Source organism: Gillisia xinjiangensis, assembly GCF_046298265.1.
In the GTDB taxonomy this organism is placed as follows: Bacteria; Bacteroidota; Bacteroidia; order Flavobacteriales; family Flavobacteriaceae; genus Gillisia; species Gillisia xinjiangensis.
This window is the reverse complement of the sequence record NZ_JBKAHK010000005.1, coordinates 231,940-250,002: the sequence shown is the minus strand read 5'-3', so window position 1 is coordinate 250,002 and position 18,063 is coordinate 231,940. Positions and strand designations below refer to the sequence as shown.

The 18,063-nt window shown below is 36.7% G+C and carries 18 protein-coding genes; 8 read left to right on the top strand and 10 right to left on the bottom strand.

The window, feature by feature from the left end; translation table 11 throughout:
• Nucleotides 1–41: 41 nt before the first annotated feature.
• Nucleotides 42–1,379 (bottom strand): aspartate kinase, encoded by a 1,338-nt coding sequence (locus tag ACKGJN_RS10640; RefSeq protein WP_409539476.1) that lies wholly within the window; start codon nt 1,377–1,379, stop codon nt 42–44.
• A gap of 101 nt (nt 1,380–1,480) precedes the next feature.
• Here ACKGJN_RS10640 and ACKGJN_RS10635 point away from each other — a divergent pair, with 101 nt between their 5' ends.
• Entirely contained in the window at nt 1,481–2,128 is a 648-nt protein-coding gene (locus tag ACKGJN_RS10635) for a hypothetical protein (RefSeq protein ID WP_409539475.1), read from the top strand.
• Between the two features lie 16 nt (nt 2,129–2,144).
• Here the strand turns inward: ACKGJN_RS10635 and ACKGJN_RS10630 are convergent, their stop codons facing one another.
• The 4 genes from ACKGJN_RS10630 to ACKGJN_RS10615 all read right to left on the bottom strand — a co-directional run bounded on the left by ACKGJN_RS10630 (nt 2,145) and on the right by ACKGJN_RS10615 (nt 5,165).
• Nucleotides 2,145–2,297 (bottom strand): hypothetical protein, encoded by a 153-nt coding sequence (locus ACKGJN_RS10630; RefSeq protein WP_409539474.1) that lies wholly within the window; start codon nt 2,295–2,297, stop codon nt 2,145–2,147.
• A gap of 125 nt (nt 2,298–2,422) precedes the next feature.
• Entirely contained in the window at nt 2,423–3,169 is a 747-nt protein-coding gene (locus tag ACKGJN_RS10625) for a phosphatase PAP2 family protein (protein WP_409539473.1), read from the bottom strand.
• A 45-nt stretch (nt 3,170–3,214) separates the two neighbouring features.
• Complete coding sequence (locus ACKGJN_RS10620; RefSeq protein WP_409539472.1) at nt 3,215–3,658, bottom strand: 3D domain-containing protein; 444 nt, start codon at nt 3,656–3,658, stop codon at nt 3,215–3,217.
• Between the two features lie 46 nt (nt 3,659–3,704).
• A complete protein-coding gene (locus tag ACKGJN_RS10615; RefSeq protein ID WP_409539471.1) occupies nt 3,705–5,165 on the bottom strand; it encodes a Gfo/Idh/MocA family protein in 1,461 nt (486 codons plus the stop codon).
• Nucleotides 5,166–5,570: 405 nt separating this feature from the next.
• On the opposite strand from ACKGJN_RS10615, the gene ACKGJN_RS10610 reads away from it, so the two are divergent.
• Nucleotides 5,571–5,999 (top strand): FKBP-type peptidyl-prolyl cis-trans isomerase, encoded by a 429-nt coding sequence (locus ACKGJN_RS10610; protein ID WP_409539470.1) that lies wholly within the window; start codon nt 5,571–5,573, stop codon nt 5,997–5,999.
• Nucleotides 6,000–6,243: 244 nt separating this feature from the next.
• The gene (locus ACKGJN_RS10605; RefSeq protein WP_409539469.1) at nt 6,244–6,660 is read left to right on the top strand and encodes an OsmC family protein; all 417 of its coding nucleotides are present in this window, start codon (nt 6,244–6,246) and stop codon (nt 6,658–6,660) included.
• Nucleotides 6,661–6,794: 134 nt separating this feature from the next.
• Here ACKGJN_RS10605 and ACKGJN_RS10600 read toward each other — a convergent pair whose 3' ends face one another.
• Genes ACKGJN_RS10600 through ACKGJN_RS10590 form a run of 3 tightly spaced genes read right to left on the bottom strand, consistent with a single transcriptional unit; the run spans nt 6,795 to nt 10,152 of the window.
• The gene (locus tag ACKGJN_RS10600) at nt 6,795–7,481 is read right to left on the bottom strand and encodes an N-formylglutamate amidohydrolase (protein ID WP_409539468.1); all 687 of its coding nucleotides are present in this window, start codon (nt 7,479–7,481) and stop codon (nt 6,795–6,797) included.
• Nucleotides 7,478–8,698 carry a carboxylate-amine ligase gene (locus ACKGJN_RS10595; RefSeq protein ID WP_409539467.1) on the bottom strand — a complete coding sequence of 407 codons (1,221 nt, stop codon included), beginning with the start codon at nt 8,696–8,698 and terminating at the stop codon, nt 7,478–7,480. The genes ACKGJN_RS10600 and ACKGJN_RS10595 overlap by 4 nt, the downstream gene beginning before the upstream one ends.
• Nucleotides 8,699–8,700: 2 nt before the next feature.
• A complete protein-coding gene (locus tag ACKGJN_RS10590) occupies nt 8,701–10,152 on the bottom strand; it encodes a RimK family protein (protein ID WP_409539466.1) in 1,452 nt (483 codons plus the stop codon).
• Nucleotides 10,153–10,435: 283 nt separating this feature from the next.
• On the opposite strand from ACKGJN_RS10590, the gene ACKGJN_RS10585 reads away from it, so the two are divergent.
• Nucleotides 10,436–11,437 carry an LLM class flavin-dependent oxidoreductase gene (locus ACKGJN_RS10585; RefSeq protein WP_409539465.1) on the top strand — a complete coding sequence of 334 codons (1,002 nt, stop codon included), beginning with the start codon at nt 10,436–10,438 and terminating at the stop codon, nt 11,435–11,437.
• 28 nt (nt 11,438–11,465) lie between these two features.
• Here the strand turns inward: ACKGJN_RS10585 and ACKGJN_RS10580 are convergent, their stop codons facing one another.
• On the bottom strand, nt 11,466–12,617 hold the full coding sequence (locus tag ACKGJN_RS10580; RefSeq protein WP_409539464.1) for a lactonase family protein: 1,152 nt from the start codon (nt 12,615–12,617) through the stop codon (nt 11,466–11,468).
• Between the two features lie 41 nt (nt 12,618–12,658).
• Nucleotides 12,659–13,759, bottom strand: a complete 1,101-nt coding sequence (gene corA / locus ACKGJN_RS10575; protein ID WP_409539463.1) for a magnesium/cobalt transporter CorA — start codon at nt 13,757–13,759, stop codon at nt 12,659–12,661.
• A gap of 137 nt (nt 13,760–13,896) precedes the next feature.
• On the opposite strand from corA, the gene ACKGJN_RS10570 reads away from it, so the two are divergent.
• From ACKGJN_RS10570 to ACKGJN_RS10555, 4 genes are all read left to right on the top strand, one after another.
• Nucleotides 13,897–14,730, top strand: a complete 834-nt coding sequence (locus ACKGJN_RS10570) for a DUF1853 family protein (protein ID WP_409539462.1) — start codon at nt 13,897–13,899, stop codon at nt 14,728–14,730.
• A gap of 101 nt (nt 14,731–14,831) precedes the next feature.
• A complete protein-coding gene (locus tag ACKGJN_RS10565; protein ID WP_409539461.1) occupies nt 14,832–15,713 on the top strand; it encodes a cation diffusion facilitator family transporter in 882 nt (293 codons plus the stop codon).
• A gap of 252 nt (nt 15,714–15,965) precedes the next feature.
• A complete protein-coding gene (locus tag ACKGJN_RS10560; RefSeq protein WP_409539460.1) occupies nt 15,966–17,117 on the top strand; it encodes a baeRF7 domain-containing protein in 1,152 nt (383 codons plus the stop codon).
• A 193-nt stretch (nt 17,118–17,310) separates the two neighbouring features.
• Nucleotides 17,311–18,045 carry an NYN domain-containing protein gene (locus tag ACKGJN_RS10555; protein WP_409539459.1) on the top strand — a complete coding sequence of 245 codons (735 nt, stop codon included), beginning with the start codon at nt 17,311–17,313 and terminating at the stop codon, nt 18,043–18,045.
• The last annotated feature ends 18 nt before the right edge of the window (nt 18,046–18,063 follow it).

The following is an 18,063-nucleotide window of genomic DNA, read 5'->3' as shown; positions in this document are numbered from 1 at the left end:
ACAAACAAACAAATAAACAAAAGGTTTAAACCATATTATACTCAATAGGCTACCAGGCGATCTTGTACCTGGAACAAATTTTTATGCAGCGCCTGCAATGCAGGGATTTTATTTTTTGTTGCTACCAAAAGGGAAACATTGTTAATACTCCCGCCGTAAGAGATCATTCTCACTGGAATATCATTTAAAATCTCAAATAACCGGTACGTTTCTTTATCCTCTATCAAACCTTCCCCAACAACACAAATAATGCTGTGATCCATTTCCACGGTAATCTCACCATACGCCTTAAGATCTTCCAGGATAGGATCAAGATTTCTGGTATCGTCTATTGTAAGGGAAATCGCGATTTCAGAAGTGGTGATCATATCTATCGCTGTTTCGTGCTTATCAAAGACCTCAAAAATTTTCTTTAGAAATCCATGCGCCATCAACATTCTGTTGGATTTAATTTTAATGGCGGTAATACCGTCTTTTGCCGAAATTGCCTTAAGTCCGCGATTGGTTATTTCTGAAGATATTTTAGTTCCGGGAGCTTCGGGAGTAAAGGTGTTTTTTAGAAAAATAGGAATATTCCTGTGTATTACTGGTGAAACCGTTTGTGGATGAAGAATTTTTGCGCCAAAATATGCAAGCTCTGCAGCTTCTTCAAAAGTGAGATGAGAAAGCCGGTGCGTATTTTCAACATATCTGGGGTCATTATTGTGAAACCCATCTATATCTGTCCAAATTTGAATTTCCTCGGCGTATAGTGCCGCTCCCAAAATGGTAGCTGTAAAATCACTTCCCCCACGGTTTAGGGTATTAACCCTGTTGAACTTATCAATTCGAACAAATCCCTGGGTGATATAAGTTAAATCTACATTAGTAGTATTAAGAAAAGGAGCTAATAAACGCCCTACTTTTTCCGTATCAGGATTTTCAAGATTTGAAACATACATGAACTTTTTAGCATCCAGCAAACAGGTTTTCATTCCTGAAACCTTCAAAAATTCAGAGAAAATAAAGGTCATAAGGGTTTCTCCAAAAGTGAGAATCTGGGGAACGATGCTTTCTGAAAAATCCTGCTGGGTAAGCCTTGTTAATCCCTCAAATAATAGTGAAATATGCTTTTTAACCGAAAGATTTTCTTTTTCAGAAGTTATTAATTCATCTGTAATATTAAAATGTTTCTGCTTTAAACTTTCAATAGTTTCTGCTATGACCGAAGAATTACCTGTTCGGAAATTATCACAAATTTCAACAAGGTAATTTGTTACCCCGGACATTGCCGAAAGCACTATAAGCTTGCTGCCATCCTGGCTTGCAATTATACTTTTTACATTCTGAATACTTTCCGCAGAACCTACAGAAGTACCCCCGAATTTTAAAACCTTCATATTCATCCTTTTTACAGTGCATAAATAATCATATAGCTGCAGCAGATAAAAAACAACGTATATTTTATATACATTTGTACAAAATGTATATTATTTAACAAATGAAAACCATTACTTCCTGCGTAAACGATATTTTGAGGCATCAACCCTTCCTGGATGATGCATTGGGAAAAGACCTTATCAACTTTAGTTCCCTGGCTGCGCATTTACAACCGGAAATAGAGAAAGAATTAAGGAAACCTGTTAAACAAGGTTCTATAATAATGTCCTTAAGGCGTTATGCACCCCAGAAAAACTTAGCTAAAAAAACGAATTTACGGGATATGGGAGACATCGTTGTGCGCTCCGGGATCACAGAATATACTTTCCTGAATTCTAAAAGTATTATGGCGAGCCAGGCAGAATTGCTTAATCATGTTAAAAATCAACTGGAGGTTTATTTGAACTATTCCAGCAACTATCAGGAAAGCAATATTCTGGTCTCTTCAGATTTGAAGGAAACGGTTTCAGAGTGTTTTAGGAATGAAAATCTGGTTTCGGTAAAAAGCGATTTGTCCAGCATCACGATCGCCTTGCCAAAAAACAGTTCCAAAACAGTTGGCTTGTATTTCTATATATTTAAGTTGCTGGCCTATGAAGGAATACCGGTTTTTGAAATTATCTCCACTTCAAATTATTTCGCATTATTTTTGGAAAAAGAGTATATCAACCAGGCCTTTTTACTGCTAAATGAGATTAAAATTTCCTGAAAAGATCAATTTAATCCTACCAGTAGTCCATGTAAACTCCTGTCATCGCCACAAGAGTAGCAAGAATGATTAAAACAATGATTATAAAGGTGGCTCCAAACCGGGTCTTTTTATTATCCTGAAGAATATAATCTTCAGATTCTTTATCATCTCTATCTTTAATTTGCATTTCAATTATTTTATTTGAATGAATCAAAGTTAAAAATATTAACTCTGAATTTTTATAACAGAATCTTAAAGTTATTTAAATACAAGAAAGGGTTTAAGGTAATTTTTATGAAAAAAGAGAATATCTTAATCATTTAACTCGTGTCTTAACCGCTTTCGTCTTCGAAAAATATCCATCACCTGAAATAAAATAACACAAAAGATAATCCAAATGAATCCGGCTATAAAACCTCCAACAATATCTGATGGATAATGAACCCCCAAATAAACCCTGCTAACTCCAATTGCCAGAATTAGGAAGCTAAAAATTAATATTATTCCGGTTTTAAGCAAGGTATTCATTTTAAAATTATAGAATAAATAAATTAAAAAACCATAAAATGCAATGGCACTCATAGCATGTCCACTAGGGTAACTTAAAGTCTCCACCGCAACCAAATGAGCAGCATCCGGACGAGCCCGGTTAATCACTTGTTTTAAAGCCAAATTGGAAAGTCCTGCAATAATCAATACAAATAACATTTCCAGAACATACTGCCAGTTTTTAAATTTCAAATAGAATCCAATCCCACAGAATGCAGCTAATATTATATATCCATATAAATCTCCCAAATTTGTAATAAATTGAAACACCTTATTAAGTTGCGGAGAACGAAAGGAAATTATAAAATCGGTTACTTTTCGGTCGAGGCTGGTAATTAACTTGCTATTTAAAATTTCTGTAAGATCTATAAATACATTAATCCCTACTATCACTAAAATAAGCGCTGCAAAAATAGCGATCATAAAAGGCAATTGGTCATTGTATTGATGAAACTTCTCCTGAAGAATTTTTTTGAGTTCAATTAAAACCTGAATAATTTGTTTCCTCATTTTATCTTTTCTGAATTTTTAGACCAACAAATTTTAAATGGTTTTTTAAAGAACGCTGTCCTGAAGGATCAAATAATGAATAAATACCCGTTTTCGGCCCCAATTCCTGGCTTTTTGAATATCCTCACCCATATAAATATCGATTTTATTTTTCCAGCGATGATGCATTTTATCTTTAACAAAAAATATCCCTTCCAAACCTTCTATCCTAACAGGGGTATTATTATCAAGTCCTTTACGTATTAAATCCCGGGAAACGGCAATTACTTTCATGCCTGGTTTTAAAGTGTCTCCCCAGGCGGTAATTTTAGGATTTCCTTCTGTTTGCGCCGATGTGGAGTTATAGGCAGATGCGCTTACCCTTAAGGTCTGCCATGCTGCTTTCGGAATTTTCTTTGTTTTTGTATTTGATTCACAGCCTGAAAAACCAAAAATCGCATAAAGAAATATACCAATTAGCGAAAACTTTTTTGAATTGAGCTTTATCATAAAATGTATTTCTGCTTATACACTCGAATTGGATATCGATTGTTTATCACAAGGTCCAACCTTCCCTATATTCCCTTTTCACAAATTGGTTGGCCTCTTCAAAATTGGTAACTCTCATATTTTCTGCATCCCAAAGCATTTTGATATCCCTTCCCGGATATTCAAAAACTGTTCTCCCCTGTTGGTTTGTGCCGGTGTTCCTGATATCCTGCCCACGAATTGCCAAATTGGCAATTAATAGAGTTTCGGTTAAAGGACCTGCGATCTCGAATGGCGAGCTCAATTCTTTTTTGCCATATCCGGCAATAGCTCCTTCTACCCATTGTGCATAATGGCCAGCTGCACCTCCGGGAACGCGTTCAAATTGTTCCGGAATATTTACTTCCTCTGTCCTGGTAGTTGGAAGTAATCTTGGATTTTCACCATAAGTTCCACACATCATTTTTCCTTTAGATCCTATAAACAGGACTCCGTTTCCTCCATCACCAAAAGTTTCATTAGCCCCAAGTTCTTCAGGTCTCTTAGGCTTAATTCCGCCATCCATCCAATGCAAAGTAACATCTCCGGCAGATTTCTTAGTTCCGGGGAAGGTCATGATCACATGACTTGAGGGAGGACAACTTTCAGGAAAATACCCTCTTTTAAATTCGTCTACATAAACACTTCCTACACTGCACTGTACATCTTTGGGATATGTTAAATCAAGGACTCTGTATGGGGCCTCTATCAAATGACATCCCATATCGCCTATTGCTCCGGTGCCGTAATCCCACCAGCCACGCCAGTTAAAGGGTACCAGCCCATCTATATAATTCTTTTGTGGGGCAGTTCCCAGCCATAAATTCCAGTCCAATTCTTCCGGAATAGTTGCGCCATTTTCCGGCCACGGAATTCCCTGAGGCCAAACCGGACGGTCTGTCCAAACATACACCTCATTTACATCACCTATAAGCCCTGCATTAAACCATTCCCTTAATTTTCTTACACCGTCTCCTGATGCGCCCTGGTTTCCCATTTGGGTAACTACTTTATATTTTTTAGCAGCATCGGTAAGTGCTCTTGCCTCAAAAATATCATGTGTTAAAGGTTTTTGAACATATACATGTTTTCCCAATTCCATCGCAGCCATAGTTTGTACTGCGTGATTATGATCTGGTGTGGAAATCGAGACTGCATCAAAATTTTTGTGTTCTTTATCCAGCATCTCGCGATAGTCCTTATAATATTTAGCTTTTGGGAAACGCGCAATAGAAGCAGCAGCCCTTCTGTCATCCACATCACATAGAAACGCGATATCTGCTTTGCCTGATTCTGCAAAACTGTTAATATCGCTTTGCCCTTTCCCTCCTACTCCTATTCCTGCTATAATCAACCGGTCACTGGGAGCCAAAAATCCAGGGCCACCCATCACGTGCCGTGGAATAATCATTACACCTGTTGCTGCAAGGGCGGTTTTTTTAATAAAATCTCTTCTGGAAGCTGGAGTAGTGTTTTTTTTACTTAACATAATAAGGTTTTGAGATTAAAAATTTACAAAAGGAAAAAGTATGAAATTTTCCTTAAACTTTAGGAGCACTTAAAATAATTTTTTAAAACATGATTGATTTTTACTTTCTCAGACTTCAAAAATGACAAAAATGCAAAAACTGACAAATTTTCAGATATCGAATTCTTAAAAGTGAATTTATTGGTAGTTATGGCTGAATTATCGGTATTGACCAGTATTACTGCGGCTGTCTTCTGAAAAAACCGGTTAATTTAACTTCAAAATCCCTGAAAACAGTCTTCACATTCAATCTCCGGACTTTGGCTTGGTTTTGGCACACCTGGTTATAACAGAGTAAAAATTAAAAAAAGAGTCCTGTTATCATTAATGATAAAGGGTCTGTTTTTAAAATTGAAAAACAATATTATGAGTCAAGTAAAACAAAACGACACAGTAAAAGTACATTACACAGGAAAACTTGCAGACGGACAGGTTTTTGACACTTCTGAAGGAAAAGAACCAATTGAGTTCACTTTAGGACAGGGTCAATTGATCCCGGGATTTGAAAAAGGCCTTCTCGATATGAAAATAAACGAGAAAAAAACGGTTAATATTCCTAAAGAAGAGGCATATGGTGAACCACGGGCAGAATTGGTACAGGAAGTAGAAAAAAGTCAACTTCCCGAAGAGATCAAACCAGAAGTTGGAATGGGTCTTGTTTCCAAAACTCCAGATGGACAGGAAATGAATCTTGTAGTCTCTGAGGTTAAAGAAGACACTATTGTAGTAGATGGCAACCATCCTTTAGCAGGAAAAGATCTGGTTTTTGATCTTGAAGTGGTTGAGATCAAATAAGAAATTTATAGAATACAGGTTTAACACAGCCTAAAGTTCTTTTTTCAGAAAAGGTCGGAAAGTAATTTCCGGCCTTTTTACATGCCCGAAATTTGATAGTTGTTGCGATTGCTTCATCCCAATTAACTTGTTTAAAAACAATGGGTTAATATTATTATAAAAATTTTAATTACCTAGATATCTTTGGTACTTTTATTTTGGCTGCATTGTAATGATATAAGCCTTAATTATTATAATAAAAAAAATGAAAAGAAAAGCAACCGCCGTTTGGAACGGAACAATCAAGGAAGGACAGGGAATTATAAGTACCGAAAGCGGAGTTTTAAAAAGTGCACAATATTCCTACAAAACCAGATTTGAAAATGGAATTGGTACAAATCCTGAAGAACTTATAGGTGCTGCGCATTCTGGATGTTTCACCATGCAATTATCTGCATACTTAACCGAAGAAGATTTTAGTCCTGAAAGACTTGAAACAACCTGCGAAATAACGTTTGAAGATGGTGCTATAACAAAATCCCATTTAAATCTCAAGGCAACTGTCCCCAATATTGAAAAGGATGCATTTGACACTTTGGTGAAAAAAGCAAAAGAAAATTGCCCGATTTCCAAACTGCTAAAAGCAGAAATAACTGTCGAGGCTGTATTAAACAAGCAATAAAAATTATTTAAAAGCCATATTCAAAGTGCCTATCATTTTCGGAAGATTATATTTAATCTACTATTAATAGATTGGTTAACTTCAAAGGAAATCAATTCGAAGCGTACGGTCTCAATCTTATGCTGTCGGGAGTGTTATATTTTTAAGGAATTTTTAAGGGCAAGAAATATCCCATCTTTTAGTGCTACATCCATTTGATTTTTATCTGAAAAGTTTTGATTGATTTCCAGTTCAATACCTGCATAATTATGAGGGAACTTTTTACGCAAATAGGTAGTAAACCCATCTGCTTTTCCCAAATAAGGATAATTAAATCGCACCTTAAATTGAGGTCTTGCAAGGAGAAGTTGCTTTTTTAAAATTTTACAGAATTTTTTCTCTTCTGTCTTGGAAGGATCAAATAGCAACCCAACATCGGCATTCCGCACAATTCCATCCACTTCCGGTGAAAAACTATGTACTGAAACATGAATCACCTTCTCCCCTTTCTCCAGAATTTCAGAGATCCAAGCTTCAACTGAATTTCGATACGGAAGATAAAACAGGTCTACAAGGCTGTTTTTTTCTTCTGAAGAAATGTTTTTAGTGAATTCTGAAAATAACTTGGGATGATGTAACGAGCGGTTGAGTTCTATGAGTAAGCGGCTTGTCGTACTGTAATGACCAACATCTGCCAGGTCTTTAAGGAAACAAAAGAGATTCAGGGCACTGGGATCATATCCGCGATGAGAATTGAGAACATTACCGGCATTTTTAAAATATTTCTGATATTCCAGCGGAATCTCATTCCCGCCATGTTCACAGGTTAGCAGGATTTTCATGGTTTAAAAAGCTTATTTTCCAGTAAGCATTTTCCTAAATTGGAATATAGTTTATGAAATTTTCCTTCAGAAAAATCGCCGTCCAAAGAATTCAGAATCCGGGTAGCCAAACTTCCATTTTTCAGAATAAACTCAAGCGTATTCCGGTGTTTTTGAGAAATGCCATCCTTTACCCGCTCGTACAAAATTCCCCAAAGCTTTCCTGCAGAACAATTTTTGTCCACATCAAATAAATTAAGATAGGAAGCATTGGTGATAAGAGTGGTTTCAGCATCCCGAATCACCTCATTGAAAATCTCATACAAGTCATCTTCCTGCCAGGTTTTTTGATCTTCAAAAGAAACGAGTTCCTGACTTACCAGAAGTTTGAGAACTTCAATAACCAAAATAGCTAAAGCAATATCGGCTTTTGGACATTCCTGAATATCCATAACCCTAATTTCTATGGCATTTCTGTCGAACCTGGCAATGGCTCCGCGGGAATTCAGGAAATGATGATCCAGAATACCTTCTGTATCGTGAGGTTTGATGGCATTATTTATAGGCTCAAAAATCTTTTTGAAATAGTCTTCTCTATTGAAAACCTGTTCTGGAATAACTTTTCCGGTCATTTCAGGAATTTCCTTCTGGTTGGTTTTATAAACATGCATCCGTGCATCTCTAAAGCCAGTATTTTTTCCTTCAAATATTGGGGAACTTGCACATAGGGCAGGAAGTATTGGCAGTAAAATGCGTATTGCTGCATGTAGTTTTCCAAATTCCAGGTCATCGTAAAACGGCAAATTCAAATGCATACTTTGTACATTGCTCCACCCATGACCGCGGCAATCGAAGATGCGGTTATAGAGCGCATAAATCTTGCTATAGCTATGCTGCCATAATTTCATTTCCGTTTCCGGATTCATTAGAGGGTGTGATGCGGTAGGCCATAAAGTAGTATTCAGCGGCTCCAGTAAATCATTTATCTCACGGATATTTTCTGAAAAAAGCGAATCCAGATTTTCTAGATCTGCCGTAGGGCCATTCGTCTTTATTTCAACTACATGAGCCACCAGCTCGTTGCTCCAGCCTATCTTTCCATTATCAACATCTGAAGTGATCGCCCCTGCTTTGGCGACCAAAAGCTCATCTACAATAGGCGTTACTTTTAAGCTGGTTTTATTTACCAGCATATATTCCAGTTCGATCCCGAAAACTTCAAAAAGGTGATAGCTCATACTTATTTTCTTTCAAGGCGGTTTTTCAATGCAGTTAAAATTGCGATATAAATTTGGTCTCCATAATACAAATCTTCAACCCCAAAATCTATATTGGGATTATCATTGATCTCAATAACCAATGGTTTTCCATCTACTTCCTTCACATCTATCCCATACAAGCCTTTCCCCATAAGTTTAGCCGACTTTAATGCTGCATTTAGAATTTTATCCGGAACTTTTTCAATGGGGAAACAATCTGCATTTCCATCCTGATCGTCTTTTTTGGAAGCATCCCAGTTATAGATCTGCCAATGCCCTTTTGCCATAAAATACCTGCAGGCAAAAATAGGTACGTCATCCAGGATCCCTATTCGCCAGTCATATTCTGAAAAAGTGTATTCCTGGGCGATTATCAAATCAGATTTTTTTAGCATAAAATTCACCAATTCCTGAAACTCCTCTTCGGTATTGGCTTTTTTTACCCCGAAGGAAAAGGTAGAATCAGGAGATTTGAGCACACAAGGTAATCCTGTCACTTTTAAAACATCATTTTTATTATCCTTATGGACAATAATGGTTTTAGGAGTAGGAATATTTGCGTTTTCCAGGGCTTCAGCCATATAAACCTTATTACAGCATTTAAGGATCGCATCCGGATAATCCACCAAGGCGATACCTTCCTGTTGGGCTTTACGGGCAAAAGAATAGGCTTCATTATTCACTTCGGTACTTTGCCGGATAAAAAGTGCGTCGAATGCAGAAAGTCGGGAAAGGTCTTTTGGGGAGATCACCTCCACATAAAAGTTCATTTTTTCTGCCAATTCTATAAATTTCTTGATCGCTTTTGGGTTGCTTGGAGGCGCAGGATCATTAGGCTGAACGAGGATTGCAAGATCATAATCTGCCTGATGTGACTTTGGGGTGTCATAACGTTTTTTAGCAAAATACTGCGCTGCAAAATGATACATACTTTCTTTATGCTCTGCCGGAATTTCAGATTCTGAAATAGCCCGAACACTTTTTATATTCCATTTTGTGGTGAAATTAAATTTAACCCTTAAAAATGGAATTTGAAAATGCCTGTAAAACATGGCGCTTAGCTCTTTATATTTTTGGGCAACATTCTGTCCGAAGTAAATACTCAGCGTAAATTCCTGGGATTTTAGATTTTTTAAACTGTTTTGAATAAGATCATCAAATTCTTCAGAAACTATCTTTACCAATTTTGGTTCCCGAAGATCCACGATGTTCATTACGGTAGGTATTGCTATATGACCCCGTGCTTCGGCTAAAAGCGAAACGTAATAACCCTTGGACTGATAAGAATAATCCTTACACAAATTAAAAATCCTGGCATTTTTCAGCTTGGCGAATTCAGGATTTGTAAGATAATCCTGAGCGGAAATAATGCTAATATTTTCAACCGGAAGCTGCCACTTTTCAGGATGATTAACAACAATTATTTTGTTCATATAGCGATTTTAAGATTATCAAATTTAGCAGAATAATCGATCAGAATTTAAAAATTCTCAAATAGAACTGAAAAGTTATTTAATTATTTGACAACCTGTTTCAGGCAAAAAATATTCTAATTTTTAAAGTATAATTTAAGGCCTTTTACGCTATGATCCTTTTTGAATTAGCTTTCATTTATCACTTTCAATTTAACCGTGAAAGTTTCGGGTACATCCTTAGACCAACCATTTCAAATTTGACTAAATTACTATTCCCACAATTCAATATTTAAATTTCAAAATGCAACAAAAAAACATTCCCTTTTCCATATTAGAATTAGCAACTATTTCCAAAGGAATTACCCCGGGAAAAACTTTTAAAAACAGCCTGGATCTGGCCCAAAAAGCAGAGGGTTTAGGTTATAAACGTTTCTGGCTGGCAGAACACCACAATATGATAAGTATTGCCAGTTCAGCCACCTCTGTGCTAATTGGATATATCGCAGGAGGAACAAAAAAAATAAGCGTGGGTTCCGGCGGGATTATGCTTCCCAACCACTCCCCTTTAATTGTCGCCGAACAATTTGGAACCCTGGGATCCCTTTATCCGGACAGGATTGACCTCGGACTTGGAAGAGCTCCGGGTACAGATCAGGTAACGGCACATGCTATTCGATCGGACAGGATGCAGGCTGTTCATAAATTCCCCGATGACATCGATGAAATTCAAAAATATTTTTCTCCTGAAAATAGCGAAAGCAACGTTAGAGCCGGTATAGCCGAAGGAGTTGATGTTCCAATTTACATTTTAGGTTCCAGCACAGACAGCGCGCACCTTGCGGCTAAAAAAGGATTGCCATATGTTTTTGCGAGTCATTTTGCTCCCACCCAGCTTTTTGAAGCCCTTAACATTTACTACAATAATTTTCAACCTTCTAAATTTTTAGAAAAACCATATACTATTGCCTGTATAAATGTGATCGCGGCAGAAACCGATAATGAAGCAAAAATTATTTCCACATCGCTTATCCGGATGATGCTGGGAGTTCTAACCGGGAAAATTGACTACTTACAGTCACCTACCGAAATGACGCCAGACTTACAGGAACTATCCAAAAACCCGGCATTTGAACGCATGTTGAAATATTCTTTCGTTGGAAGTAAGGAGACAGTAAAACATCAAACCGAAGATTTTCTTCAGAAAACAGGGGTAAATGAAGTAATGGTGGCCTCCCATATTTTTGATCACCAAAGCAGGCTTAATTCTTTCAGGATTTTTTCAGAAATTATGCAGGAAGTATAAAGCAATCAACTTAGATTAAGTCATTTAACTACCCTCCCAAAAATTCCAGGCAAACTGGAGTTTTGATTTCAAGAGGTGCAAGTTTTGTTGTTAATTTTCCATTTTTGGGGTCAACATTGAAAATGCTGATATTATTGGAATCCTGATTTGCCACATATAGAAATTTTCCATTTTCCGAAATCGCAAAATTCCTGGGTGCTTTCCCAAAAGTTGGGGTATACTCAATGTTTTTCAGGGTTCCTGTATTTTTGTCTATTTTATAAGATGCAATCGTATTATGACCCCGGTTTGATACATAAAGGAATTTTCCGGAAGGGTGAATGTGAATGTCTGCTGCCGAATTCTTTTCGGTGAAATCTTCAGGCAGCGAAGTTATATTCTGAATAAGCTTTAAACCACCATCCTTCAATACACTAAAAACACTCACGCTGCTGTTGATCTCATTGATGGAATAAGCAAACTTATTATTTGCAGAAAGGCTAAAATGCCTTGGGCCAGATCCATTAGGTAAAGCAACATAAGCCTGAGAATTTAACCTTAGCTTTCCTGTGTGCAGATCAAAATTGTAGATCCATATTTTATCATTGCCCAAATCTGCAATATAGGCCCGTTTGTTATCTGAAGATAAAGTTACCGAATGTGCATTGGAATCGCTCCTATTTTCAAGGTCGATCCGTTGTACCTTTTTTAGACCTCCATCTGGTTTAATTTTATAAACCATCACAACTCCACCCACATAATTAGACACAAAAACAAAATTCCCCGATTGATCCAATGCGATATGGCAGGGCGCAAAACTCTCGGTAGAAACTTTGTTGATCATTTCCAGGTTGTAATCTTCATCAATCTTATAGGAATATACAAATCCACTGGGAGCATCTTTACTTCCCAACTCGCTTACAGCAAATAAATACTGTTTGTTTTTTGAAACTTTTACATAGGAAGGATTGATGATATTTGCTGCGGTTTCCTTAAATAGCAACTTTCCGGTTTCCGGATCCTGCATCACGCTGTAAATTCCATTAGCCTGGCCGTTCACGTGGCCTTCTTTTTTTGTGTAGGTACCAACAAACATCACATTTAAAGAATCTTCAGCCTTTTCATTTGGAATCGTGTTTTGCCCTTTTGAATTTGTAGGAAGAATGGCAAAAGCCAATAAAAGTATCAGGTTCGGTTTCATTTTTAAATAAAGTATCGATTAAATAATTTGGTGAATTTCGGTTATATCCATCTTTTTTTTCGGAAATAATAAATCATCATTACAAAAATGAAGATCATAATTCCCCAAAGCACAAAATAGCTGTATTCCCAATCAAGTTCCGGCATATGTTCAAAATTCATTCCATAAATTCCGGCTATAAATGTTAAAGGGATGAAAATAGTCGCGATTATGGTAAGTACTTTCATCACCTCGTTCATTTTATTGCTGATGGTGGTCATGTACATATCCATTAAACCCCAGGTCATTTCCCGGTAAATATCAATGTTTTCTGAAACCTGGATAATATGATCGTAGAGGTCCCGAAAATAGTTTCCTGTTTTATCATCAATTAGATCATTATCAAGCTTTTCAAGTCTGCTCAATACTTCCCTAAGCGGAAAAACAGCCCTTCTTATTCGAAGAATAGTACGCTTAAGCTCCTGGATTTCAAAAGTTATATCGTCACTGGGCTGAACCTGGAACAGGTTATCCTCCAGGACTTCGATTTTATCCCCAATACTATCAATCACCTCAAAATACTGATCTATGATCGCATCCAGTAAGCTAAATAAAAGGTAATCTGTCCCATGATTCCTTATTCTTCCTTTGGCATTTGCAAGCCGGTCCCTAATACCTTCAAAAACATCTCCATCTGCTTCCTGAAATGTAAGCACATAATCTTTTCCAACAACAATGCTAATATGCTCATTTACAAGTGTTCCATTGGTTTTTTGAGCTGCATCCTTCGGATAATAAAGCATTTTTACAACCAGGAAGATATAATCCTGAAATTCATCCACTTTTGGCCGCTGATTGGTATTTACAATATCTTCAAGGATAAGAGGATGCAAATCATAATATTTACCCAGTTTTTCAATTTCCCGGGTATTGTTTAATCCATTGATGTTTATCCACGTATTTTTGTCATCATCCTCAAAATTAAAAGCGTCTTCAGGATTTGTGGAAATGTAGCGCTCAAAACTTTCCTTGTTATAATCTATCACCTCCAGCCTGGTTTCCACAGATTCTTTTCTCCCTATGTAGGTTACCGTTCCCGGAACCTGGTTCAGTGCTTTGGTGGATTTTGGCCTCCTTAAAAAAAGTTGTTTACGTTTTAACATGAAAAATTTATTTGCATAAAAGTATAAAAGTTTTTCTTGCTATTAACTTCCCTTCACAATAATTGAATTTGATTGTAGTACAAAGCATTCCAAAACCCGGGAAAAAATATTCCTAACTTTGACAAAATCCCATTTTCATGAAAAACAGACTAACCCGGCAGCTTCAGGGATTTGTGAGAACTCCTCCGCTTTGGAAAAACCAGGATATGTTTGGTTTGCAACAGTTCGAATTTCCTAAATATTCCATTCCTGAAGATATAGATCTTCAAAAAGCGCTTCCGGATTTGGAAACAAATTATGTTTTGGGAAAAAGAATGGAGCGGTTTTTTGAATTTCTTTTGAAAAATTCCAGAAACATAAAAGTTTTGAAAAGCAATATTCAAATTCAGCGGGATAGAATCACGCTTGGAGAGATCGATTTTTTAGCTGAAGATATATTACAGGATCAAAAACATCATATTGAACTGGTTTATAAATTCTATGTGTACGATCCATCCTATGAAAATGAACTGGAACGCTGGATTGGACCAAACCGGAAAGACAGCTTACTTCAAAAAATAGAAAAACTAAAACAACGACAATTTCCCATTCTCTTTAAACCCGAAACAAATGAGGTACTTTCTTTATTAGATTTGAAAGCTGAAGAATTGGCGCAAAGCGTATGTTTTAAAGCAATTTTATTTATTCCGAAGGGAATTGAGTATACTCACTCATTGCAGCTTAATAAACACTGTATTTCAGGATTCTGGTTGCATTTTGAAGAATTTACTTCAGAAGAATATAGCGGTTACAACTTTTATATTCCGATTAAACAGGATTGGCCTGTTCACCCTGAATTTTCTGAAAAATGGTTTCCATATTCAGAGATTAAAAAAGAGATCCTTTTCCAGCATCTGAAAAAAAGATCACCACTTGTTTGGATAAAGAAAAACAACAGGGAATTTGAAAGAATATTTATTGTTTGGTGGTAGTATGTTTTTAGCTGCCTAAAATCAGCATTTTTCATTTAAAAATTCTCTCACTTGTTCCATCCTAAAAATTAACTTTGCACATTCAGAGGGAAAAAAGAAATATGAATTTAAACACTAAAAAGGCAATTAGGGCTACCTATTTCAGTATTTTGGGGAACGCACTTTTAGCCATTGCAAAAGGTATTACAGGGATTTTTGGAAATTCCTATGCCCTTATTGCAGATGCGATAGAATCAACCACCGATGTGTTTTCTTCCCTGCTGGTTTTATTAGGTCTCAAATATTCCAGCAAACCTCCGGATTACAATCATCCTTATGGCCATGGAAAAGCTGAACCTTTAATTACATTTACAGTTGTTGGTTTTCTTGTAATCTCAGCAACTGTAATCGCCTATGAAAGCATTCAGCATATCCAGACTCCACATAGCACTCCCAAACCTTATACGCTTATTGTTCTGGCTGTTATCATCATTATAAAGGAAGTTTTTTATCGGTTTATATCCAAAAAAGGCGTTGAAACCAAAAGCAGTTCGTTAAAGGCAGATGCCTGGCATCACCGCAGTGATGCGATAACATCTTTAATGGCTTTTATCGGGATTTCCGTGGCTTTATTTATGGGGCCGGGATATGAAACTGCCGATGACTGGGCTGCGCTTTTTGCTTCAGGATTCATTCTATATAATGCATATCTCATCCTCCGACCAGCCCTGGGGGAAGTTATGGATGAGCACATGTACGATGATATGGTTTCCGATATTCGTAAAATTGCTGAAGATGTTCCCGGAGTGATTGAAACAGAAAAATGTTTTGTCCGGAAAACAGGAATGACATTCCACATTGATCTTCATATTGCCGTTGCTGCAGAAATCACCGTTAAAGAAGGTCACAATATTGCCCATGAGGTGAAAAATGAACTTTTAGCAGAATTGCCTGAAATTGCCGACGTCCTTATTCACGTGGAACCGGATGATGAAATGGAATAGCTAAAAATGCTTCAGGCGTTAATTCTCCTTAATTTTTAGGTTAATCATCCCCAACCAGCTCTCAAAAGGCGTTAAAACATTAAAAAACAAAGATCTTATTATATATATTATGAAACTTTTAATAAAAATGCCTTCACGTGATGTTTGAAATTAGGTCTTATAACCTTACCTTAAAGCTAATTTTAATCCAGGAAAAACATTTTAAATATCACTAAACTCAATTGAACTGTTTTTCTCTAAAAAGCAAAGAAAATGTCAATAATAGCGCAGGAACAATTTGAGAAATTAGCAAATTTTAAGGATGAACTTTGTGTCTCAATCTTCATACCTACTCAACGGGGAGGAAAGGAAGTTTTAGAAGAACAAAGCAAAACTCATTTGAAATCCAAAATGGATGAGATAAAAAGGAGACTTAATAAATCCGGGGTTTCTGAAGAAAAGATAACACAGGTTATATCACCAATCAGGGAATTAATAGAAGATAGAGATTTTTGGAGACATCAGTCAGATGGTTTGGCCATATTTGCCTCTCCGAAATTTTTTGAAAAGTATACAGTACCTGTTAATTTTGAGGCCTATGAGCATATTTCAAATGAATTTTATATAAAACCCCTTGTTCCATTGCTTTCCGGGGACGGAAGGTATTATTTACTTGCAATTCAGGTAAAAGAGGTTTCTTTCTACGAAGCAAGCAAGTATAGCATAACCAAAATTGATATTGAAGACCTTACCCCCTCCAATTTAAGGGAACGTGTAGGTTTTGATTATGAAGAAAAGGCCCTTCAGTTTAGTGCATCCTCTCAGGGAGAAAAAAACATGCATGGACATGCCGGTGCAGACAGGGAGCGAAAAGATGAAATTTTAAGATATTTCAGGGCAGTCGACGAAGGTTTGCAACCTATCCTAAATAAAGGGAAATTACCTTTGGTGGTAGCATGCCAGGATTATTTTTATCCGATTTACAAGGATGCAAACACTTACAACAAGCTATATGAAGAAGCAGCTCCCGGTAATCCTTCAGATACCGATAAGTTAGGGCTTCATGAAAAATCCTGGAAAGTAATTGAACCCTTTTTCGAAAAAACCAGGAAGGAAAAATTAAAAAAATATGAAGATTGGTGCAATACAGAACATACCTCCTCTTTGGTTCATGATATCATTCCTTCAGCATTGGAAGGAAAAATAGATACCTTGTTTTTGGAAAACAGGGAAGAAATCTGGGGGAATTATGATCCACAAAACAGAAAAGTAACTATTGATGATCAACAAACCAATGGAAATATGTCCCTGATGAATTTAGCTGCTAAAAAAGTTCTGGAAAATGGAGGAAATGTATTTTTAGTTGACGCTGCTTTTATGCCTGAAAAAGAATCGAAAATGAATGCACTTTTTAGGTATAGCTAAACATCAAACTTATAAATTTTTAATAAAAAGGCTGCTTATGCAGCCTTTTATCATTCAAAAAAAGTAATTTTATAAATCATAAACCTCGGGGCAAGCCCACGAGGTATGAATTGGAAAATACTTTTAAAAATTCGAGGCAGGCTCGCATGAATGTTTCGGACAGGCCTCGGGGAATTAATTATAAATTCGTTTTATGGATTCAAAACTTGCAGTATTAATAGACGGGGACAATATCCCTTCAGCTTATATTAAAGAAATGATGGAAGAGATTGCAAAATATGGCAATCCAACCATCAAACGTATTTACGGAGACTGGACCAAACCCCATTTGGTGAAATGGAAAAATGTTCTTTTGGAAAATGCAATTAATCCTATTCAGCAATATGGATATACCCAGGGTAAAAATTCTACCGATTCTGCGATGATCATCGACGCCATGGACATTCTTTATTCAGACAGGGTAGATGGGTTTTGCCTGGTATCCAGCGACAGCGATTTCACCCGACTGGCAACAAGATTGAGGGAAGCAGGAAAGAATGTGATTGGGATTGGAGAAAAGAAAACACCGGAACCATTTATTGTTGCCTGTGATAAATTCATTTACATTGAAATCCTGAAAAATCCAATAAAAGAAGGAGAACCAGAAGGTGTAGAAAAAACAGCTAAAAAGGCCGAAGTGGATAAAATCACTCCAAAAGTCATCCGACTTATTTCCAGTACCATTTCTGATCTGGCCGATGAGGATGGTTGGGCATTTTTGGGTGATGTTGGAGGCTTGCTTCAAAAAAAACAACCAAATTTCGATTCCCGGAATTATGGATTTCAAAAACTAACTCCAATGATCCATTCGATCAATAAATTTGAAATTGAATCCAGGGAAAACCAAAAAGGAAGGTTTAAACTGATCTATGTTAGGAACAAAGATTGATTTTTTCATTACCTAAAT